Here is a 21,855-nt window from a genome sequence, read left to right on the forward strand (position 1 = left end):
CCTCCTTTTATGCCTGAGCCATATCGTCGGTACGATTGCGTTCAAAGTGGTAGCGGCCAGTGTGCAGGCTGCTAGGGCCTTTGCGGGCATATTTAACGATCAGGTAAATTTCGATAATGATGCAGATACTGTAGAGCGCAGTAAAACCAATGATGCTGAGCCAGAGGTCAGCTTCTGTCCGGGTAGAAGCAGACAGGTAGGTAGGCAGAATGCCTGAGATCGACCAGGGTTGACGACCAAACTCAGCAACGAACCATCCCATTTCACTGGCAATGAATGGCAGTGGCAACGCATAGAAACAGAGTTTGAGGAATTTTGGACTATTGTACTCAGTTCTGCGGGCCGTCTTGTAGAAGGCGGTTACAAGCAGCAGGAGCATCACAACACCGAGACCTACCATGATTCTGAAAGAGAAAAACAGTGGCCACACGGTCGGAATAGCCTCTTCTGCAGCCTGCCGAACCATTTGGGGTGTCGCGCTTCGAATGTCGTCGGTATAGCGGCTGAGCAACAAGCCATAGCCCAGGTCATCCACGACTTTATCAAACTCGCGACGATTGTCGGGTGTATCTTCACCATTTTTAAGTTTTTCAAGCAGTTCGTAGGCTTTGATACCATTGTTGATTCTCTGAATCTTGTCGTCGATCAGATCTTTGATACCCAGTACTTCTGTGTTTGTTGAGCGGGTTGCGATTATGCCCATGACGTAAGGGATTTTGATCGCGTAATCTGTTTTCTGCTCTTCCTGGTTGGGGAGTCCAAAAACAGTAAAAGCGGCCGGTGCAGGTTCGGTGTCCCACTCGGCCTCGATCGCTGCCAGCTTGACCTGCTGTACGTCACCCAGTTCATAACCGGATTCATCGCCAAGCAGAAGCGTAGAGAGGATGGATGCCAGACCAAAGCCTGCGGCCACCGCAAATGAACGACGAGCGAAACCTATATCACGGCCTTTAAGCATGTACCAGGCACTGATAGACAGTACAAAGATGGCACCTGTTGTATAACCGGCAGAAACCGTATGAATAAATTTCACCTGGGCTACAGGGTTCAGAATCAGGTCAGCAAAGTTGGTCATTTCCATGCGCATGGTTTCATAATTGAACTCTGCACCTACCGGGTTCTGCATCCAGGCGTTAGCAATCAGTATCCACATGGCCGATAGGTTAGTACCTATAGCCATGAGCCAGGTACAAGCCAGATGCTGAACTTTACTGAGTCGGTCCCAGCCGAAGAAGAACATGCCGACAAACGTTGATTCGAGGAAGAAGGCCATCAGGGCTTCAATGGCCAGTGGAGCACCAAAAATGTCACCAACATAATGGGAGTAGTATGACCAGTTGGTTCCGAACTGAAATTCCATGGTGAGGCCGGTAGCAACGCCGAGTGCAAAGTTAATACCGAACAATTTACCCCAGAATTTGGTCATATCCCGATAGACTTGTTTGCCGGTCATAACATAAACCGACTCCATGATCGCCAGAATGAAGGTCATGCCCAGGGTCAGCGGCACAAAGAGGAAGTGATAGAGTGCTGTCATCGCGAACTGGAATCGCGACAGGTCGATGATTTCGTCTGTAATCATGGTGCTCCTCGTTTATGACAGTGTTAAATCAAATCCGTACTGAAAATCAGAAAATGCATGCTGCCACAGAGGTCCTTTTTGTGCTGCAGTTACCGCGCATTCTGGATAATAGATACATGCTAAATGCATGTATCTGGCCGGTGCGCCGGTATATACGAGTTTTAGATGGGTCTGGATCAATCTGTGGCTGGTTAAACAGATTTGTGGACATGTTACTCGGATTTGTTACATATATGAACTACAGTAGGACGCAAAGTTTGATCTTCATCAAAAATGTTTAAAATATATTGTTATCCAGGTTTTTTTTAGGGATATAAATGTTTTTTGTTTGAATATAAAGAATAAATCACTGTGTAAAAACGAAACATTCGAAATGTAAAGTGGATTTTTGGCTATAAGGAATGCTGATGGATGTAATATCTGTCTATCAGTATTTCTGATTGGCATATAGAAAATATTTGCTCGGTTGATTGTTATCAGGATGGGCTGAGAGGTGACTCAGCCATGGCTTCTGGCAGAGCTGTATTTGCTGATGACTTTATTGGCGTTGTATAAGTCAATGTGCCATTTGTTACTGGCAGGGGGAACTTCGATGGGCGAAATATTATCCCGTGAATAGCGAGCGCTCATAGGGCTCTCGAACTGGGCAATGAACTGTAATCGTTTCAAATCGGCCTGATAGGTGTGTACCAGGAAGTTAATGGTTCTCTCACTCAGGGGGACGCGATAGTAACGGATCAGGTTTTGGGCCAGTTTCTCGGCACTGGCCGAGAGGTTTTTATCAACATCTGCGGCCAAAGCTTCTCCCAGCGCTGCCTTGGTCCTGGCGCTCATACCGGGCTCAAGAAAAGCCAGGCTGGAAGCATTGGAACTCTCAATAGCCCTCTGAATCTGTGGGTCATGAAGATGTATGTAGGGGTCTAGAATAGTTGCCACCTCGATGGCCACCTCCCTGGCACGTGTTTCTGTCAGGTATCTCCGTGCAGGCGACAGGGAGTGGACTCGATGGCTATCTTTTCTCAAGCGGGTTTCCTTTGAAAACGCTTCCAGACGGTTGGCAACCTCCATTCTGGTGTCATCGTCCAGTTCGATACTCTGCTCTGAAATAGTCAGGCTGCGTTTTAAGTTCTCTTCAGGGTTGTGCTGATGGAGTGTGGAGAGTTTTTGCCAGTACTTCAGGGCGCGTTTGAGTTTGTCGCTGTCCCGTCCCTGTTTCAGGTAGGCGCGGTGAGCTTCATTGTAGAGTTGAATGGCTTTATCGAGTTGTTTGCGTTTTATGTTCAGGGCCTTAACGTGTTTGCCGGTTTTATGGGTCAGGTCCCTGGCCTGGCGAACCTGCAAACTGAGAGTGTCAAGTGACTCCCTGACTGCCGCCAGCAAATTCCGGGGGCTCAGGCCGTGATCGGTAATAATGTCATTCTGGATATCAACATTATGGAGCCAGGTTGCCAGAGCCTTGAGGCGTGAGTACACCCTGGCCCGGCTGATCCGGAAATCATTGCGTTCTTCCTCGAGCCTGTCCAAAGCCTTGGCCAGATCCCAGCGACCGGTATACTCAATTTTCAGCCAGGAAATTTTGCGCCCGCAAATCAGCTCGAAGCATAATATGAGTATTTCCTCGACATCGTGAAGGGTCATCAATTCTTCATTATCTCGCTCGCTGGCAGTGAGAATCCGCTCAATAAACAGAGGCTCCCTGGGTTGCCCTTCATGGGGTCTGGCCACGATCCCGCTTAACCTGTTTTTGAGCGCTTTGGCTATGCGTGGGTGAAGTTCTTTGAGTTCGTTTTGATAACGCTCTGTGTCATCAGAGACTTCGTGAACAATGTCATGCATTCTGTGATAAAGGCCAGCCCTGCGAAATATTTCAATCTGTTCGGCCTTGCGGGCCAGATCGGGGTCACCCGTAATATCTTCGATGGCTGTTGATATCCATTCCGGACCAAGATCGAACTTTTGCAAGAGAATACCGGCAGAGTGGATGCGACGTGCATCTTCGGTCATATTACGTTGGGTCAGATCACGCACCATGTAAATGATTTCGGGAATTCGGTCGATGATGCTGAGCAGGTTGTTTTTGTCTTGATTGATCCGTCGGCCGTGGGTAACGTCGTAAATTAGCTTGGTGAACAGACCCAGACCAATGGCAACAATAGAATAGCCAACAAAATACAGGGTTTTGTCCAAAGGCATCATGGTGCCGTAACCAATATAGTAGCCTGCAAAGGCGGCCAGAAGTGTGACCGGACCGGCAGTCCAGGCGTACTGCAGTATGGTGACACTCCAGGGCTCCTGGTGAGGAGCGCGTGCCACTTTCTCCAGCCAGCTTAAATTTCGTTCTTCAAGCTGCAGGTCTGCGTCATTCCGTTGCCGTCTCCAGCGACTGAAAAGAGCGGTCATTGTCGTATATTACGTTTTTTTCGGTAGGAGATGAGTACTATATTCTAAAGCCTCAGTGTGACGGTGTAGTATATGTAGATTTACGTTTCAGGATAAGCGTTTTGTAATCTCTTCTCGCGCAGGCTGTCCAACTTTGTCTGGTTCACCAACCGATAGTCGAATATCTGCACAGGAAGGTGCCCGACAGACTCTGTTCTTACCCAGATGCTTGGCCTGGTATAAAGCGTCGTCTGCCTCTTTAAGTATTTTGTCGAGAGTGTCGGTCTGCGGACCGGTGGCAGCAATGCCCAGGCTGAGGCTCAGGGGAACAGGACCTCCCTTGTAGAGTAATGCCGAGTTCCTGAGTCGCTCAGCGATCTTTACGCCCCTGACAGCATCTGTGTTGGGCAGGAGAACAACAAATTCTTCGCCGCCATAGCGGGCAATCAGGTCCTCTTGACGAAGATCTTTCCTTAGTTGACAGGCAAGGTCAGAGAGAACCTTGTCACCCGCCGGGTGACCGAAACGATCATTGATCTGTTTGAAATCATCGATATCTATGAAAATCAGACAGGATTGGGACTTTGCGGAATCAGGGCGGTGAAGCAGTTCTGAAGCCTCATTGACAAAAGCTCTCCGATTCAGAAGACCCGTCAGTGAATCAAGGCTGGCCTGCAGTTTCCAGAATCGAGTCTGCTGATTGGCCTGAAACAGGGTTCGCGCATGGTTGCTGATGTCGGTTATCTGTTGCCACTTCAAAGGTCTGTTGGGTTGGCTTCCCGGTGAGACCACCAGCAGACTATGGTGGTTTTCTTCACTGTGAAGCAGAAATATCCAGTATTTAACGCCGTTTCGATCTTCAAGCCGGATATGGTGCTTTTGTTCCGAGGTAATGATGTTCATCAGCTCATCTTCAATACTGTCAATACTGTTTGTTAGAATCTGGGCTGCTTTAGGGTAATGGCTGCTGACATCCCACTGGTCTTTATTCTTAATCAGTATCATAGAGGGTGTATCGGGTATTATCGCATCCAGAGTTGCCAGAATGCGCTGTCGAATGGTCTTTTCATCCATTAGTGCATTGCTGGGTGCCTGAAGATGTTTGCGAAGGGCTGAATCAAAGACTCGTCGTTTATCAAATTGGCTGTTAACCAGATTGATAGAGATAGCCTGGCGATTCTTGTGTTTGCGGTTAATCCAGTAAAGACCGTTAATTAGCATGGATTGGAGAGCAATTAATGCCAGTTCGGCCTGACTGGGAATGACTCTGGGCCACTCTTTTGAGGCCCAGCTGCTAAATAGGGCAAAGAACAGTGTGAGCATGACCGGTAACGCCAGTTTGGCGGGTCTGACACCCTGCGAAAAAATAGTCAGAAGGCTGGCAATGAGCAGGACTGCGGACACTGCGATCATTAAAAATGCCGCATTGAGAAGCAGGGTTTTCTCTGTGGCGAAGAAGCTGAGAACCAGTCCGACCGACAGGCAGCTAAGCCAGAGCATAAGTCTGTCTGTTTTGGGATTATAGAGTGCCAGCAAACCGAGGTTCTTGTAACAGCCCAGGGCCGAGACAAGGCTGATGACCGTCATGATCAGCACCCAGAATTCGGGGTCCCAGGACCCGTTAATTATCCAGAAAATGTCGCCTTGGTAAAATACGATCAGCGTCGTGGTGGCCAGCAGGTGTGCAGTAAGCAACAGGTAGGAAGGGTGCCGGGTGTAGATCATTACAGCCGCTGTAACGATCAGAAAGAGCAGAAGCAGTGCCAGCAGTGAAGCTGACAAGGCCTGATTCTTGTATTCATCCAGCATGTAGAGTGATTGTGGCCAAAGGTGAGGGTTCAACCTGTTTGGTTCTGAGCTGTCCACACGTATATAAATGTCGTGGGTTTTGTTCCCAGGTAGCCGGAGTTTCAGAACTCTTGGGTCTGACTTGCGGCTTTGACTGCCAATACCCAATGAAGTGATCCGATAACCCTTTTCAGAAGGTGTGAAGACATCAAGTTTCTTGTGGGGAGTCCTTCTGAATACCAGCAACCAGTCTGAATTAAGAGAATGATTCAATGTCAGGCGGAGTTTGTACCAGCGATCACTGGTGCCGGGCTGTTTTCCGCTCAGGATCGCTTCCGGAGCAGGAACCGAAGTCAGGAAGCTGACCAGTTTAACCGGTCCAGACGGTGAAGATTCTGCAACGGAAGTCCCGTGGGTAGCCTGGCTGACAAAAAAGATCAGCAGAAGCACCAGAGCCCTGATGAAAATGACTGCTCTTTGCGAACAGGTTGAGAAGGTCAATAGAACCCGCAATTCAGGCAGTCCTCCATGACGAATTGACAGCTTTTCACTCTTCCTTCAAAGGGTCGTCTGTTAAATCTATTTACCCTGTAAATGATTGTGACACAGACAAGGTGTGCAGGCCAAGGTGGCAGAGCGGATTCGTCACTAATTTAACTTCGACAGTGACGTTGCTTGTCACTGGTGCAACGAGTGTACATCAGGACGTCGAGTCCTGATGTAGTGGAAATTACATTGCAAAGTGCTCTTTAGAAAAAGTGACTTTCTCGTTAATAGGCATAGTCCAGTTGGGCAGAGACTCAATCAGCTCCAGACGGGGCTGGATGCCGCAGTTATTGGCGATCTGGATAGCCAGGCCGGGTCGGGCATTGAGTTCAAGGATCAGTGGACCATCCCTCTCATCCAGGACAATGTCCACGCCCAGATAACCCAATCCTGTCATGTCATAACAGGCTGATGTCAACTTGAGCAGTTTGTCCCAGTGAGGTACTGCCAGTTTTTCAAAGCTGTGACCCGTGTCAGGGTGCCTGTCAATCGGCAGATCAAACTGGACGGCTCTGAGGCTTTTGCCAGAGGCAATGTCCAGACCCACTCCAACGGCTCCCTGGTGAAGGTTGGCTTTACCATCAGAAGCCCGGGTGGCCAGACGCAGCATGCCCATCACCGGAAAGCCCCGGAAAACAATCATACGAATGTCCGGCACACCTTCAAAGCTGTAATCATTAAATACCGGGTCTGCCACGATCAGGCTCTCGATCATGGCTACATCACTTTTGCCTCCGAGACTGTAAAGGCCACCCAGAATGTTGGAAACATGTCGGTTGATGTCTTCAAATTCCAGAGTGTCGCCGCTGGCTTTTACATAACGTGGACCGTCGCGACCCACGATGACCAGAATGCCTTTACCGCCACTGCCCTGGGCGGGCTTGATCACGAAACTGTTGTGTTCTTCAAGCAGGGTACCCAGATCTTTAATGTCGTGCTGGTATTCGACAACACCCAGCAGTTCAGGGACGTCTACATTGGCTTTTTCTGCCATCCTTTTGGTAGTGAGCTTATCGTCCACCTGAGGTAGCAGTTTGCGGGGATTATATTTGATAACATAATCGAGGTTCCGCATGTTCATGCTGAGAATCCCGGCCTCGTGGAGGCTGGATGGACTGGCAAAACTGCGAAAAAATCGTTTGATGAACTCCATGGGTTAACCTCCAACCAGAGGCTTGAAGCGACGAAGTTCCAACAGACGGTAACCGGTGTATTGACCCAGCATGAGGGTCAGACCCAGAACGGTCAATAGCAGCTCCGGAAAGTTATAGGTCAGGTGCTCAACCAGTGGGTTGGACATTAGCAGGTAACTCATAGTGGCCACCAGCAGACTACCAGAGCCTTCAATCAGTACGTCTTTGGGGCCTTCTTCTTCCCAGAGGATAGACATTCTCTCAATGGTCCACGCCAGAATAATCATTGGGAAGAAGGTCACGGTCAGGGCCTGGGTAATCCCCATCTTCCAGGTGAGTACGCTCATAACGCCCATTATGCCTATGACGACAATGATCACCGCCGCCAGTCGGGCGACAAGGAGCATATTGAGTTGACTCAATATCGAGCGAATCCAGAGGCCGATGGAAACTATGGTGACAAAGATAATCAAACCAGGCAGTAACTGGGTTTCCAGGAAGGCCACGGAGATCAGGACCGGCATAAAGGTTCCTGATGTTCTCAGGCCGACCAGGATACGCATGATCAATACGACCAGGGTGCCAATCGGAATTAGCAGAATGCTCTTGAAGGCATTCTGGACTTCCAGAGGCAGGGCGTAGATAGAGAAATCGACCAGTGCTGCATTGTCAGCCCGGGACGTTTCAATGGCCAGATCCCTTGTTGGCTCGTTCTGGGAAATCATCGAAAAAGAGACCCGGGACGCTGTGCCACCCATGACATCCAACAGGGATTTACCACCTCGTTGCCAGAGGAAGAAGTTTTCCGGGTTTCCGGATGCTCCGGTTTCAGGATCAAAGAGTAACCAACCATCATTGGTGTAGACTTCCAGCATCTCTACTATGGGCTGACGACGTCTGCCGTCTTCGAGGTAAAGGCCTCGAACAACCCGGGCCGGTATATCGGCCATGGAGAGCATCTCGATCAGCAGATTGGTGAGCTCAGCACGGCTATCAATCATGCTAAGCAGCATGTTGGTATTCTGACTGGGCTGTTGGGCAATAAATTCCTTGATCAGGGTGCCTGTGAAACTTCGACTATCAGCAGAGCGTTCTTTCACCTGTTCCAGCAGTGAGTCTGCTGCAGTCTGATAAGGTTCCGGCAGGGACGGTTTGGCCTTCAGGGTGTCGTTGTTTTCTTCAACAGGAGGGGCCAGAGGTTCCACCAGTTGTCGATCCGGATGCAGACTCACCTTGTAAAACAGGCTTTGTTTGCCACTGGCCTTGCGAATGCTCCACTCTGCACGACGTTGTCCTTCATCATCATACTGGTTGATGCCATAACCCGGAGAAGCAAAGGATTCATTCAGAATACGGAAGCCGGATTGTTGATCGGGTAAGGTCAGGGATGCCTTGGCGGGTCCACCGTCGGCCTTGAACTGTATTTCAGCTTCAACACTCCAGACGGTGGTAGTTTCTCCCCGGGTTAAGGGAAACCCCAGGGCAAAGTGTTTGTATAAAGTCAGGCCCAAACCTGCCGCGATCAAAATGACCACCGCCAGACTGAGTTGAAAACGTCCTTTCATTCAAAACCTCACTTCTTTTTCTCAGCAATATTTTGCTGGGCAACATCAACCAGAGCCGTATTGCTCAGGAGTCTTTCACCGATAAGAATCGGATGCTCGTAGCCAGTGCGATTGGTCAGCGTAAATTCAACATTTTTGGAAATCTTTCCCAAAGTTATGGGAATAAAGACAGTAACCCGGCTCTGGTTTGCCAGACCGCCGTGACGTTTGATTGAAACTTCACGATGGACTTTGCGCTCAAAGGTCCGGCTGTTGTCACCATTGACGATCTTGAAACGAACCCACTCTTCGCCATTTTTTGTGAAGTATTCAATATCGGTTGCATCAATGGAAGACGTTTTGGCACCTGTATCAATACGTGCCTTGAATGGGTTCTTGAATCCTTTGATACGAACCTCTTCAAGCTCTCCAAACAAAGCAAGACCACTGACGTCGACAGGCTTGTCAATCTGTTTCTTGATACTCAGGTTGCCGCCAGTCGGGAGCTTAACGGTCAAGGTATCCAGGACTTTCTCGGTTGCGATGTATTTCTTGCCAACATTGGCTATGGCCATGTCTTTGAGAAAATCCCGACCAATGAGCAGTGGGAATTCAAAACTTTCCCTGTCGTTCAGTGAGACATCCAGGTTCTGGGTAATATCGCCGACCTTGACGTTTATATTGACGACATAACGGGTCTGGGACTCTTCACCGCCCGGAACCTTGATCAAGACAGTGTCTTTGACGGGGAGTTCCAGAGTGACATTGCCCTTGCTGGTTCTGGGGAGGTCAAAGCGAACCCACTTTTTACCATCCCGTTCAAAGTTCTTAATGTTTCTGGCATCAATCGACGAGCGTCCTGCACCGGTATCGATCTTGGCATTCATTTTCAGACCGTATTCTGTGAGAGTGCCTATCTCTGCAAAACCCAACACCAGTTTTCCGCCAACACGGGCGGGGGTTTGAACCAGTTGCTGTTTAACAGAAATGGTATCCGGATGAAGAGGCTTGGAAGGTTTAAAAGTTTGTAATTCTTCTGTCTTCTGTTTTGAGTCGGGCGCCTCGGTTTCTGTCCTGGAGGTCTTTTGACTGTCCGTAGTTTGAGCAGGTTTTTGTAGCACCTGGCAGCCAGTCAAAGCGGATATCGCCAGGATAAGCGCGGGTAATGCCGGAAAACGGGTCATGGGTAAGCTACTTATTTTTACATAAAATGAGTGAATGGTAGCCGCGATAGTCTATCGCAAGCCGAGCAGCTTACTTGATGTTTGGTGACTTGCCAAGAAGTCTGGCCTTGTGAGCAGGCTATGAAGGGGTAACGCGTTTCCCGATCAGGCAGGTAAGAACAATAGTCACCACAGAGGGGGCAACCCAGCTTAAATTAAAGTCGTACCCTGGTAGTGACTCAAGAGGTACCAGAAGCTTTTGTGTAATTGGATGGTTCAAACCCTTACTGGCATCGACCAGACTGAGTATAAAGGTGACCAGGAGCGTGGCTCTGTAGACCAGCTGAGGATTGGGTAGCAGGCTTTTGATCAGTCCCAGGAGAATCAGGGCAATAGAGACCGGGTAGAGTACCAGTAAAACAGGAATAAACAGTTCGATCATCTGGTTGAGATTAAAGTTGGCAAACATCATGCAGGAGAGACTGATGGTCGCCACAAGTACCTTGTAATTGAGTTTCCCGGAGAGATCACAGAAATACTCCGAAGCAGCAGTGATCAATCCAATTGCGGTAGTCAGGCACGCCAGTGTCACAACCGTTGCAAGCAGAACATTGCCATAGAAACCAAACAGTCTGTTGACATAAACAGAAAGAATCTGGCCGCCGTTGTTTGGGTGGGCAATGATTCCGTGACTTTGAGCACCCAGATTGAAGAGGGACAGGTAGACCAGAGCCAGTCCGAAAGCTGCTAGACAGGCCGTTATGACAGAATATCTGGCCAGGGCGTCGGGTGCGGTAATACCGTGAGATTTAAGGTTGGTAATGATGACAATGCCGAACAGCAGTGCAGCCAGAGCATCCATCGTCATATAGCCTTCAAGGAATCCACTAAAGAAAGGATTTTCTGCATATCCGTTCATAGGTTCACCGGCTTCTCCCAGAGGGGAGATGAGGGGAGATATACCGAGAATCATCAGCAAGAGGATGAGGGCCGGTGTGATGATCTTGCCTACGGATTCAAGTAATTTTCCCGGATAGAGGCTGAGATACCAGGCAGTGCCAAAGAAAATGATGCTGTATGCCAGTCTGGAAGTGCTGTCGGGCTCTTTCAGAAACGGGATTATTCCGATTTCATAGGCAACAAGGCCGGTTCTCGGGACACCGTATATCGGGACAACAATGATATAAATGCAGCAACCCATCAATGCAATCATGTTGCGTGGCAGTTCACCGGTGATCTCGTTGAAGCCGCCGCCAACTCGGGAAATCATGACCACAGCTAACAAAGGGAGAAGCACTCCGGTGACCAGAAAACCGGCAGCAGCAAGCCAGACGTGGGTGCCAGCCAGCTGCCCCGCCAATGGAGGAAATATGAGATTGCCCGCGCCAAGAAACATGGCGAAGGTCATAAAACCCATACCAATGATGTTCTGAAGACTTAATCGTTGCTTCATGCGTAAGGTTCTGCCTTGATTGAATGTTATCTGGTCAGAAACGGACGTCCATGCTCAATCCTGGGAGATGAACGATTTTTTTGTAATGAATAGGAAGTATGGACTCAATTTCAGAAAGTGGTAGTCCGGTCCGAGTTTTGCTCGGTCATTATTCGAGATGAGCATAAGATTAACTTTTGTTAATCTTATGCTCATTGGGTCTTCATTGTAGAGTCACTATCCTTTGCGATTATTCACTGATTTCATACAGGTAAGTGTCATGAGGCTTTTAAAAGAGGCCATTCTGGGCCTTTTTCTGGTATCAACCGCTGCTCTGGCAAGCCAGGAGAATGTCCTGCTTCAGCTGGCTATCGAAAATGCCAAAATCAAACCCGAACAGGCCATTGCGAAAATTTCCGACCGCTATTCCGGGCATCTCAGCGAATTTGGCATCGATGATGAAGACGGTAGAATGGTTTATGAGTTTGCCATTGTTGATCCAGAAGACAGCGTTGAGTTGGAAGTAATTATGGATGCTGACTCGGGAAAGGTCTGGCTGGACGAAAAAGACAGGCTTTCCAGCAAAAAGTTGAAACGTAAAAAGTACCAGCTGTTAATGAACAGTGGCATGACTTTGAAGAAAGCCATTGATGAAGCGAAAAAGATTGTTCCGGGGCAGCTGATGGAAGCAGAGCTTGAACAGGAGAAGGGTATTGTATTTTTTGAAATTGAGTTGTTGACGGATAAAGGCGTGCGCAAGGTGATTGTTGATCTTCAGTCTGGCAGGCCGATTCCGGTGACCCAAAAATGATCAGGCTTTTGATTCCCTTCCATGGTCGGAACGGAATAGGTGTGATGATATGAAGTTGCTAGTGGTTGAGGACGACCGGACAACCCGTGAATACATTGCCAAGGGATTCATGGAGCATGGCTGGACCGTGGATGTGGCTGACAATGGCCGGGATGGTCTGTTTCTGGCATCAGGCGAGAGCTATGACATCATTGTTCTGGATCGTATGCTACCCCAGATGGAAGGGCTCAAGGTGCTGGCGGCACTGAGAGCTTCTGAAAACCAGACACCGGTAATCATTCTCAGCGCTCTTGATGGCGTTGATGAACGCATTAAAGGCTTGAAGCAGGGAGGGGATGATTACCTTTGCAAGCCTTTCTCTTTTGGGGAACTTCTGGTTCGGGCAGAAATTCTGACTCGCAGAGGGCACAGTAAAGAAGCTAAAAATACTCTTGTTATTTCCGATCTCGAAGTAGATCTATTATCCAGGCGTGTGGTCAAAAACAGGGTTGAGGTGAACCTTCAGCCAAGAGAGTTCCAGCTTCTTCGCTTTCTCCTGGAGCATCAGGATCAGGTGATTTCCAGAACCATGCTGTTTGAGTCTGTGTGGGATTATCACTTTGATCCGGGCAGCAACATTATTGATGTTCATGTCGCTAAATTGAGGAAAAAGCTGGATACTGCCGGAGGAGCATCCCTGATTCACACTGTGAGAGGGGCAGGTTATGTTCTCCGTGAGTCAGCTTGACCCTCTGGGTCGGTTACGGGCATCCTCACTGCTGCGCTATACCTTGCTGCATACAGCTATTGTCCTGGTACTCTGCGGATCAGCCCTGTGGTTAGTGAAAGACTACAGTCTGGGGTTCTATCAGAAACGACAGGATCAATTTGTTCTGGAACAGCTCAATTCTCTGGCATCTTTGGCCAGAAGCCATTCAGAAAGTGAATTCAGCGCGGTTGTAAGTCAGATGGCTGAAAATAACCGGCAAGTGCTGGTGGTTTTTAAAAGCGCCGAAGGCTATCTGGGTAATTTGAATTATCTGCCTGAAACCGTCCCCCTGTCACCAGCGACGGGCAGTTTCTGGATACTGGGAGATTCGGTTCTGGGAGACGGTCGCTTCCAGAAAGTGCGGGGGAGTCGTATTAACAGTCGCTGGGGTCCCCTGGTGCTGGCCTACAACTCTTCAGACTTTAACCTGTTTGCTTCTCGTTTCACTCTGGCACTTTATGCCGCTATGGTATTGGTTTTGCTGGTAGGACTGGTGACCGGGTTTTTATTTTCAAAAAAAATATTGGCTCGTCTTCGCGCTATCAATAAAGTGACTGCAAAAGTCGGTGAAGGTCAGTTAGCAGCCAGAGTTAAAGTCACTGATAAGGGCGATGAGTTTGATGAGTTGGCTGGTCATATCAATCAAATGCTTGCGCAGATCGAAGACTCAGTAGAAGCCATTGCATCGGTAACCAGCAGTATTGCTCATGATCTCAGAACACCTTTATCCCGACTGAGGATCAAGCTGGATGGATACTTGCGAAATGGCGGTGCTGGTGTTGAGGATATTCTTGAGGCCCAGACTGAGCTTGATACGATCCTGCATACCTTCAATGCCATGCTTGAACTCACGAAACTGGAATATGGGCAGGGGGATCTTGAGTTTGTCCGTTGTGACCTGAAAGAAATAGGCTACGAAGTGGTTGAACTGGCGGAGCCTTTGGCAGAAGCCTGTGAGCAGTCTCTAATACTTGAAGTGCAGCAGCCTCTGGTTGTTCGGGGGAGTCACCAGTTGCTGTTTAGAATCCTGTTTAACCTGGTGGAGAATGCAATCAAGTACTCTCCTGAAAAAGGCGAGGTCAAAATTCGTATTGATCAGGATTCAGTATCAGTTATTGATCAGGGGGCAGGTATTCCGGAATCAGAGCAGGAAAAGGTATTCCAGAGGCTGTACCGGCTTGATCAGAGTCGAACAACTCCTGGTCATGGGTTGGGTTTGTCGCTGGTCAAGGTGGTCGCTGAGCTGCACAATGCCAGGATCAGTTTTGAGCAGGGTGAGCAATCTTTTGCTGTTAAACTGACGTTTCGCAGAGGAGAGTAAAGCCTGGCATATGGGCAGGCTTTACTCTGTTCGGTTACTTATAGCCAGCCTTTTCGTTTAAAGAAAAAATAAGTGCCAAGAGCGCTTGCCAGCATCAGAATCAGGGCCAGAGGGTATCCCCAACTGCTACTGAGTTCAGGCATTACCTTGAAGTTCATACCATAGATGCTGGCAATCAGGGTCGGCGGCAGAAACATCACGGCGGCTACGGAAAATATCTTAATGATATTGTTCTGTTCCAGATTGATGAAACCCATGGTGGCGTCCATCAGGAAGTTGATTTTATCAAAGAGAAAGCCAGTGTGGGGTGTCAGAGAGTCAATATCACGAAGAATGTCTCGCACCTGGTCAACCTGTCCGTCATCCAGCTTGTGACGGCAGTTTTTCAGTATGTATCTGAGGCAGCGCTGGCTGTCCAGTAGATTAAGACGAACTTTGCCGTTTATATCTTCCTGCAGGGTAATATTTTTCAACAGGTCATCAACATCAGTATCATCGTCAGAAAGAGCATGTTGACTGGTGGCTTCGAGATTTTCGTAAACTTCTTCCAGAGTGTCAGCTAGAAACTGAACTTTAGTGTCAAACAATGCGATCAAGATATCGATCGGTGTTCGTGCCTTTATGTGTTGCAGTTTCAGATAATTTCTCATCAGTCGGAACAGGGCGGTAGGCTCATCCTGTAGGGTGACCAACTGGTCGTCACGAAGGTTGAAAGCAACGTTGATGCTTCGAAATTCCTGGCCTGCCTGATGAGGGAATAAGGAACGAATATGAAAACCTGTCTCACTTTCAAAAAATCGTGATGAGGCTTCAATCTCGTACAGTGCATCTTCGTCTTCTATAAATCCCGGGCACTCCTGTTTCAGCCAGTCATCCTCGTTTTCGTCCAGTTCAACAAGGTCCAGCCAGAGTGTATTTTCAGGAAGCGCCACATCGGTCTGTATACGGGTGATGCAGTACTGCTCAGTATCACGGTGATAGGCGTTGATCATAAAAGACTCTGATAGCAAATCTGGTACTTGGCGTCTGTTGGACTCAGGCTTCCCGGAATTGGCTGAAATCGTCTAAGTCCATCAGGCTCCTTTAAGAAGGGTCGCTCTATTGTACAGATCGATGTACCTTAGTCCAGCAGTGATCTGGCTCTGGTGGAGGCAAGGCATTTGTCCACCAGAGTCTGGTGATATGCTTTATAAGGCTTTTTACCTGTCAGCAATAGTGAGACAGTTCAGCCCAGGCTCTATAAGCGGGTTCTTTCATCGCCTGTATGTTCAGATCTTCGCATCATGGAGGTGACCTCTATCCGAAAGGGATTGGTTGATTGCTGATTATAACTTTCGAGCCAGTCTCTTAGCTGGTTGGCATTCGGACATTAAGCATCAGTGTCTGGCTTTTGCGCTCCCTGTCAAAACGAAATCCGATCAAATAATAAGCAACTGAGCATTGCGGCATTTTTTCTTCATAATCATACCTTTTTAGTCAGAAGCTTCAGAATAGTTAGGTCAATGAAAAAAGATGCTTTTTACTTAGATGATATCTGAATGTAAAAACTCTCAATCAGCCATTCCCGCTGAGTAGCTGTAGATGGAGAAAAAATACAAAGTGACTCAAATCAGGCTGTAATTTTACTTTCTGGTCGTTTTTCAGTATCTGCTGTGGGACATGTCTAACTCATTTTCTTTCGGCAGGCCAGCTTTATCGCTATGCATTGTTGCGATAGGAAAGCTACCCGGCCTGCCGCCTTGTATAAAGTTAATGAGCCCTATAGTTCGGTTTCCTTTTCGACTTTATCCATCAGCTCGTTATCTGCCGACTGATTTTCTGCCTGCTTGTTATCTGCTGGCCGATCTTCTGCCTGCTTGTTATCTGCTGGCTGATCTGCTGGCTGCTTGTTATCTGCCGACTCATCATCTGCCTGCGCGCCATCTGTTTGCTCTTTATCTACCGGCTCCTTATCTACCGGCTCCTTATCTGCCTGCTCGCCGATAGAAGAGATCTCTATCTCAAAAGGATTAGCCAATTGCTGATTACGAGTATCGAGCCAGTTTGTTAGCTTCTCGGCATTCACAGCCTTCGTCACCCATAGCCTGAAACTCAATGTATGGCTGGCGTTTTGTTCGTTCAAACTGAATGAGAGCAACTCATAACTTCCAGAGTATTGCAGTATGGGCAACATATGCTGCAAAGTATCGATTTCCAGATTACTTGAGTTATACGTGAAGCTGACCTGAAACTCTTTTGGAAAGGTGGTATGACTAAAGAAAAGGCCTTCCAGACCTAAAGCGATCAGTCCTGCACCCAGGCATCCGCCTCCCAGCTCTGGAATCCCTATACCAAATCCAACTCCTGAAACAGCCCCTGTCGCGAGAAACGTAAGCGCAACCGCATACTTCATATATGACCATGACGGATTTACTTCCGAGTTACATATGTAGTTACCACATAAGCAGCTGAGCTGATGGTCGGGCTCTATGGCTTCCGGGTCTGATACACAGTGAGGCCGGGAGAAAGGCGGGGTGGAATACATTTCGTCGGCTTTCATGGCCACCAGCCTGGCGAATACGTGGATAAACGTTTTCAGCTGGTTTTCATTAATATGTACAAACGGTTCACCAGCGCCACGGTCTTCTCTTTCCAGCCAGGCGGAAACAGAGGCACTTCCGGTGGGTAGAAATTCAGCGGAACGTCTCGACATAGCAGCAGGCTGACTGGTCAGGGGCTGTTCGGGAGTGGTGGATTCAGCCCTGTTATCAGAATCAAAGAAAGACACTGAGACTGGTAAGGAAACCGCACCATTTGCCGGAGAAGTCGGCACTCCCCCAACAGCTCCCTGTTCCTGACCCGTATCGTCAGCCGCCGATGTCAAGCCACTGGAATGACTCTGGGCAGAAGGGATCCGTCCGGTAACGGGTAACCCGCCAACCATGTCAGATCTCTGGCTTTCAGTATTTTCATGGGTTGGTAACTCAGAGTAGTCTCCCTGTGATCCGGGGGCTGGGGTTAGGTCATCAGCGACGGTTTTTGTGTCAGACTCTACGGACAGATAAACTTTGACGAGTGCCCGTGAGGTTTTGAAATTAAGCACGAAATTATCTGCGACTGAAATTGTGGGGGTCAGCAGGAATAGGAGTGCAGTGAAAAAACTACACAATCTCTTGATGCTCGAAATTTTTTTCATAACTACACCTGTTAATCAGAAATTTTAAAATAGTTAAGCCTATGGAAAAAATGGGGTTTTATTTAGAACATTTCCGACTATGACAACTATTAACCAGTCATTCCCTTTGACCATAGTAAATAAAGTATTTTGTTAGACTTTTTAACAAAGATATCGAGGCTCTTTAGATCGGTTGTGATGTTCCTTTATGGTCGTTTTTCAACACCTCTTGTAGGGCGCGTCCTGCTTGTTTTCTGTCAATAGGCCACCTTGTATCGATAAAAGACGGTTGCGATGAGACAACAACCGTCCTGTTTTCCGCCCATAAATTCAAACTGAATTCTAAAGTCTGGATTCCCGCTCACCCATATAGTTTGGTCTGCTGATGTCGGAGACCCCTATCTGGAAAGGGCTGGCCCAGTGATGATTATGACTTTCGAGCCAGGCTTTTAACTGGTTGGCATCTACTGCGTCCGGCATCCGGACATTAAACCTCAGTGTCTGGCTATCGTGTTGATCGTCCAGAATGTACGATACCAATTCGTAACCTCCCGAATATTTCAGCATGATCGCTATTCGCTGCAAATTACAGATTTCGAAATTGTTCGAGCTAAATGTGAAGTTGACCTGAAACTGATTTGGAAAGTGGGTAAGACTATAGAATAAGGTAGAGGCAGAGGTGATGAGTAGCCCTGCGGCCAGGGATACGGCAGCAAGAATAGGAGCTCCCTCAGCAAATGCAGCACTGGAACTTGCTGCTGTCAAAATCAACGCAAAGAAAGGCACAAACTTTCCATATTTCCAAATCCGATTTGCGGTCGAGTCACATACAAAGATGCCACACCGTGTGAAAGGCTGGTAGGTATTCATTTCTTTAGGTTCCATAGCAACCAACCTGGCGAAGACACGGACAAACGCATTGAGCTGGGTTGAAGGAACATGAATTGACGGGGCGTCATCGGCCATCTCTACTCTTTCCAGCCAGGCGGAAACCGAGGCTCTTCCAGTTTGCAGATTTTGGATAGAATGGGTTGAAACTGCAACGGGTTGAGTGGTTAAGGGTTGAGCTGGAGGAGAGGATTCATCTTCGTCATCGGAATCAAACTCAAACTCAAGCTCGAATAAAGATACTGCAATTGGCAGGCCCCCAACGGCGCCTCGCTCCTCGGTCTCATCATTATAAAAGGGTGTCATCCCAGGAGCGTGAACCCGGGAAAATGGCGAATTAAAAATTGGTAACCCTTCAGCCTTTTTGGAATTTCGACTCGCACTGTTATCAACGTTTGGTAACACAAAGGAATGCCCTTGTAGCCCGCATGCTTGCGATACTTCATCGGTTTTTCTGTCAGGGTCTATAGATAAATAGACTTTGACGAGAGTCTTTGAAGTTTTGAAATTAAGCACGTAGTCATCGGCTGCTAAAACCATGGGAGCTGTCAGAAACACTGTTGTAGTGACAAAATGGAACAATGCTTCGATGATTAAAAATTTTTTCATAATCACACCTGTTAATCAGAAGTCTTAAAATAGTTAAGCCACTGGAAAAAGATGTTTTTTATCGCGTAAGAGTTCCCAGGGTGTCGCAAAAGCAGAGAGCAAAGCTGAGATAAGTAAGAAAGTACTGAAAAAGCGCAATATACTGCCACCCGGCAATACCATCACCCAAACTCTTTCAAAAGGCACCCGTTAAGTACCTGGCCAGTTGGTTTCGCATATTCTGGCGAGTGGATTTTTTCATCCTTCAAGGCGCAACGACGGACGCGTGGCCATAGCTACGCAACCAGAGTTGTAACGCAGAAGGATGGAAAAAGCCGCCGTCCAGAATATGCGAAACCAACTGGTTAGGTACTTACAATAGGCTGAGCGTCAGGACGTGACCTGCTGGCCTTTTGAGCAGGCTCATTGGCATCTGTGACGAAGCAGGCAGGAACCACTACGAAATCGTGAAAAAGTAGCTGCAAAGACAATCCCCCGCTGATTTCTTTGAATCAGTGGGGGGATGTTTAGATGAGGATTAATCTGTCGGCTGCGGATAAATTCAACCTTAGCCCTATAGCGTGGTTTCGGATTTGCCCATGGAAGAGACTTTTATTTGAAACGGATTAGCTAATTGCTGATTCTTACTTTCCAGCCAGTTTTGGAACTGTTTGGCATCCACGTTATCTGGCACGCGGACATTGAACGTCAGTGTCTGGCTGGCGTTTTGCTCATCCAAACTGAACGATACCAATTCATAACCTCCCGAGCACTGTAGAATATTCACAATTTGCTGAAAATCATAGATTTCCTGACTGATAAGCAACTGGTTTGAACTGAAAGTGAAGCTCACCTGAAACGGGTTTGGAAAACGTGTATGGCTGAAAAAACAGGTACACAGAGGAGTAAAGACCCCCCCTGCGACCAGAGATCCGTAAGCTAATCCAGAGACTCCCGTACCAAATCCAGTGCCCGTACCTGCCGCTGCCGCAAGAAACGTCGAGAGCACCGCAAACTTTCCACATGACCAGGTCGGATTTGCCTCGGAGTTAAAGACGTAGGTGCTGAAACGTGGAAAGGGCTTCCAGCTTCGCATTTTGTTGACTTTCATAGCAACCAGACTGGCAAACATCCGGACAAAGGCTTTAAGTTCATTGGCAGAAATATGAAACCGGTTGCCGCCGCTTACCTCTCCTCTTTCCAACCAGGCATAGACGATTGAACTCCCTGTTTTCAGATAGTGGACTGAATGCACCGACGCATCATCAGGTTGATTGGTTAAGGGTTGGGCAGCTGAAGTGGAATCAGCTGCGTCGATAGAGTCAATAATAGTCACTGAAACTGGCGAAGACGCAGGCCAGCGCCTGACTGCTCCGGGCTGCTGATCTAAATCAATGCCAGTAGATCTTAAATCAAGGGGCTGAGTCTGGGGAGAAACTGGCGGGCCGCCTGTTGCTCCAAGTTCCTGATCTATAGCATGTTCAACCATTGTCAAATCAGATAGCAGTCCCTGTATAATGCCATCTACTGTTTCAGGTTCACGGTCTCCATCACTGCCTATCGATGTCAAATCGCGAGGCTGGCTCTGGACAGAAGGTGGCGGCCCAGAAATTGGTAACCCTCCAACTGTCTTATGTTCATGGCTTCCACTCACATCATCGGGGGACATCCCGGTGGCCGTGGCTTGCTCTTCTGGTGCTCCATCAGTGTTAGTTTCAGGATCAATAGACAGGTATACTTTGACGTGTGTTTGTGAGGTTTTAAAGTTAAGCACGTAATTATCGGCCATTGAAACCATGGTGGTCAGCAGAAAGATCAGTGCAACGACAAAGCTGCACAACACCTTAACACTACAAAGTTTTTTCATAATTACTCCTCCAGCTTAATAGCCGGAAACGCATTTCCAATCTGCACAGTGAATTAGATAAGAATGAAAGGGAGAGCTGCTCCAGGGCAGAATAAAGACCCGGCGAGTAACTAAGCCTTCCCGAAAAAACAGAAAATGCATTCAATTAATGCTTGCCCGAAAACACTCCTCCATGATTGTTGATGGTGTTGTCTGCAAACTGTAAGGGGTAATAAAAAAATCGCCATAATGTGTCTTTTAAAGACTCAAACATTATTGCACCTGATTACCAGACGTTTTTAAAATAGTTAAGCCGCTGGAAAAAGATGCTTTTTATTTAGAATATTTCTGTCTATAAAATATAAAATAAAGGGGTGTCCACAAATTTTACTAACAAGGAAACAAAGAAAAACAAAGAAAAACAGAGAAACGTTCGGGGAATTCTTTGACCGGGTGACTTTAAAATAGAGAAGGAAAAAGTATCCATATATTTGACTAACTGACGTGTTGAACTACTTTTTAGACTTGTATCGGGTGGGGACTGTGCTCGAGTTTGCTTGCACCCAAAGTAGACTGATTGATCCGGGAAATACTCTTTTGTTATTGTGCGTCTTGTTCCGTAATCAGAGACTAATGTTGTTTTGAGAATTATACGACCATGGTTTTTTTTCAATCTTCAAGGTGGCAGGTTGTCAACTGTTTAGGTGGATTGGACTCTATTTTTGCTATCAAATTTTGTGCTTATGCTTCAATGTTCAATTGCTATGTTTTTCTAGTCCCATATTCTAGTCGGCGTATTTGAATTCTTTGAATTTTTTTATTGTATTTCTACTGAATGATTTTGATGTGAAGATATACAGATTTTCAAAAAAAACCACGTATTCTGCTTTTTATAATAATTTTAATAAAGAGCGTTTGAGTTGAGCAGGTGG

General features: G+C 47.6%; 14 protein-coding genes. 3 read left to right on the forward strand and 11 right to left on the reverse strand.

Annotation, left to right across the window (positions count from 1 at the left end):
• Window positions 1-7: 7 nt before the first annotated feature.
• From ACO6VG_RS18160 to brnQ, 7 genes are all read right to left on the reverse strand, one after another.
• Window positions 8-1,582 carry a cytochrome ubiquinol oxidase subunit I gene (locus ACO6VG_RS18160; protein ID WP_422133610.1) on the reverse strand — a complete coding sequence of 525 codons (1,575 nt, stop codon included), beginning with the start codon at window positions 1,580-1,582 and terminating at the stop codon, window positions 8-10.
• 498 nt (window positions 1,583-2,080) lie between these two features.
• Window positions 2,081-3,982, reverse strand: coding sequence for a hypothetical protein (locus tag ACO6VG_RS18165; protein WP_422133611.1), 1,902 nt, complete (start codon window positions 3,980-3,982; stop codon window positions 2,081-2,083).
• Window positions 3,983-4,069: 87 nt separating this feature from the next.
• On the reverse strand, window positions 4,070-6,262 hold the full coding sequence (locus tag ACO6VG_RS18170) for a diguanylate cyclase (protein ID WP_422133612.1): 2,193 nt from the start codon (window positions 6,260-6,262) through the stop codon (window positions 4,070-4,072).
• A gap of 217 nt (window positions 6,263-6,479) precedes the next feature.
• On the reverse strand, window positions 6,480-7,448 hold the full coding sequence (locus ACO6VG_RS18175) for an alpha-L-glutamate ligase-like protein (RefSeq protein WP_422475048.1): 969 nt from the start codon (window positions 7,446-7,448) through the stop codon (window positions 6,480-6,482).
• A gap of 3 nt (window positions 7,449-7,451) precedes the next feature.
• On the reverse strand, window positions 7,452-8,993 hold the full coding sequence (locus ACO6VG_RS18180; protein ID WP_422133614.1) for a UUP1 family membrane protein: 1,542 nt from the start codon (window positions 8,991-8,993) through the stop codon (window positions 7,452-7,454).
• 8 nt (window positions 8,994-9,001) lie between these two features.
• Window positions 9,002-10,156, reverse strand: a complete 1,155-nt coding sequence (locus ACO6VG_RS18185) for an ATP-dependent zinc protease (RefSeq protein ID WP_422133615.1) — start codon at window positions 10,154-10,156, stop codon at window positions 9,002-9,004.
• A 118-nt stretch (window positions 10,157-10,274) separates the two neighbouring features.
• A complete protein-coding gene (gene brnQ / locus ACO6VG_RS18190) occupies window positions 10,275-11,588 on the reverse strand; it encodes a branched-chain amino acid transport system II carrier protein (RefSeq protein ID WP_422475050.1) in 1,314 nt (437 codons plus the stop codon).
• Window positions 11,589-11,847: 259 nt separating this feature from the next.
• Here brnQ and ACO6VG_RS18195 point away from each other — a divergent pair, with 259 nt between their 5' ends.
• From ACO6VG_RS18195 to ACO6VG_RS18205, 3 genes are read left to right on the forward strand one after another with little or no spacing between them, the layout of a single operon-like run.
• On the forward strand, window positions 11,848-12,378 hold the full coding sequence (locus tag ACO6VG_RS18195) for a PepSY domain-containing protein (RefSeq protein ID WP_422137891.1): 531 nt from the start codon (window positions 11,848-11,850) through the stop codon (window positions 12,376-12,378).
• Between the two features lie 49 nt (window positions 12,379-12,427).
• Window positions 12,428-13,105 (forward strand): winged helix-turn-helix domain-containing protein, encoded by a 678-nt coding sequence (locus tag ACO6VG_RS18200; protein ID WP_422137892.1) that lies wholly within the window; start codon window positions 12,428-12,430, stop codon window positions 13,103-13,105.
• Window positions 13,083-14,447, forward strand: a complete 1,365-nt coding sequence (locus ACO6VG_RS18205) for an ATP-binding protein (RefSeq protein ID WP_422133619.1) — start codon at window positions 13,083-13,085, stop codon at window positions 14,445-14,447. The genes ACO6VG_RS18200 and ACO6VG_RS18205 overlap by 23 nt, the downstream gene beginning before the upstream one ends.
• A 38-nt stretch (window positions 14,448-14,485) precedes the next feature.
• Here the strand turns inward: ACO6VG_RS18205 and corA are convergent, their stop codons facing one another.
• The 4 genes from corA to ACO6VG_RS18225 form a co-directional block, all read right to left on the reverse strand.
• Complete coding sequence (corA, locus tag ACO6VG_RS18210) at window positions 14,486-15,439, reverse strand: magnesium/cobalt transporter CorA (RefSeq protein ID WP_317141697.1); 954 nt, start codon at window positions 15,437-15,439, stop codon at window positions 14,486-14,488.
• A gap of 767 nt (window positions 15,440-16,206) precedes the next feature.
• Window positions 16,207-17,529, reverse strand: a complete 1,323-nt coding sequence (locus ACO6VG_RS18215; RefSeq protein WP_422475051.1) for a hypothetical protein — start codon at window positions 17,527-17,529, stop codon at window positions 16,207-16,209.
• Between the two features lie 414 nt (window positions 17,530-17,943).
• Window positions 17,944-19,098, reverse strand: coding sequence for a hypothetical protein (locus ACO6VG_RS18220; protein ID WP_422475053.1), 1,155 nt, complete (start codon window positions 19,096-19,098; stop codon window positions 17,944-17,946).
• 553 nt (window positions 19,099-19,651) lie between these two features.
• Window positions 19,652-20,944: a hypothetical protein gene (locus ACO6VG_RS18225; RefSeq protein WP_422133622.1), complete on the reverse strand. Its 1,293-nt coding sequence runs from the start codon at window positions 20,942-20,944 to the stop codon at window positions 19,652-19,654.
• Between the last annotated feature and the right edge of the window lie 911 nt (window positions 20,945-21,855).

It is taken from the genome of Endozoicomonas sp. ALB032 (genome assembly GCF_049310125.1).
GTDB lineage: Bacteria > Pseudomonadota > Gammaproteobacteria > Pseudomonadales > Endozoicomonadaceae > Endozoicomonas_A.

Bases quoted from the DNA above. Each gene is read 5' to 3' on its own strand.
- ACO6VG_RS18160 (WP_422133610.1), bottom strand. From the start codon at position 1,582: ATGATTACAGACGAAATCATCGACCTGTCGCGATTCCAGTTCGCGATG.
- ACO6VG_RS18165 (WP_422133611.1), bottom strand. From the start codon at position 3,982: ATGACCGCTCTTTTCAGTCGCTGGAGACGGCAACGGAATGACGCAGAC.
- ACO6VG_RS18175 (WP_422475048.1), bottom strand. From the start codon at position 7,448: ATGGAGTTCATCAAACGATTTTTTCGCAGTTTTGCCAGTCCATCCAGC.
- ACO6VG_RS18180 (WP_422133614.1), bottom strand. From the start codon at position 8,993: ATGAAAGGACGTTTTCAACTCAGTCTGGCGGTGGTCATTTTGATCGCG.
- ACO6VG_RS18185 (WP_422133615.1), bottom strand. From the start codon at position 10,156: ATGACCCGTTTTCCGGCATTACCCGCGCTTATCCTGGCGATATCCGCT.
- brnQ (WP_422475050.1), bottom strand. From the start codon at position 11,588: ATGAAGCAACGATTAAGTCTTCAGAACATCATTGGTATGGGTTTTATG.
- ACO6VG_RS18195 (WP_422137891.1), top strand. From the start codon at position 11,848: ATGAGGCTTTTAAAAGAGGCCATTCTGGGCCTTTTTCTGGTATCAACC.
- ACO6VG_RS18200 (WP_422137892.1), top strand. From the start codon at position 12,428: ATGAAGTTGCTAGTGGTTGAGGACGACCGGACAACCCGTGAATACATT.
- ACO6VG_RS18205 (WP_422133619.1), top strand. From the start codon at position 13,083: ATGTTCTCCGTGAGTCAGCTTGACCCTCTGGGTCGGTTACGGGCATCC.
- corA (WP_317141697.1), bottom strand. From the start codon at position 15,439: ATGATCAACGCCTATCACCGTGATACTGAGCAGTACTGCATCACCCGT.
- ACO6VG_RS18220 (WP_422475053.1), bottom strand. From the start codon at position 19,098: ATGAAAAAATTTTTAATCATCGAAGCATTGTTCCATTTTGTCACTACA.
- ACO6VG_RS18225 (WP_422133622.1), bottom strand. From the start codon at position 20,944: ATGAAAAAACTTTGTAGTGTTAAGGTGTTGTGCAGCTTTGTCGTTGCA.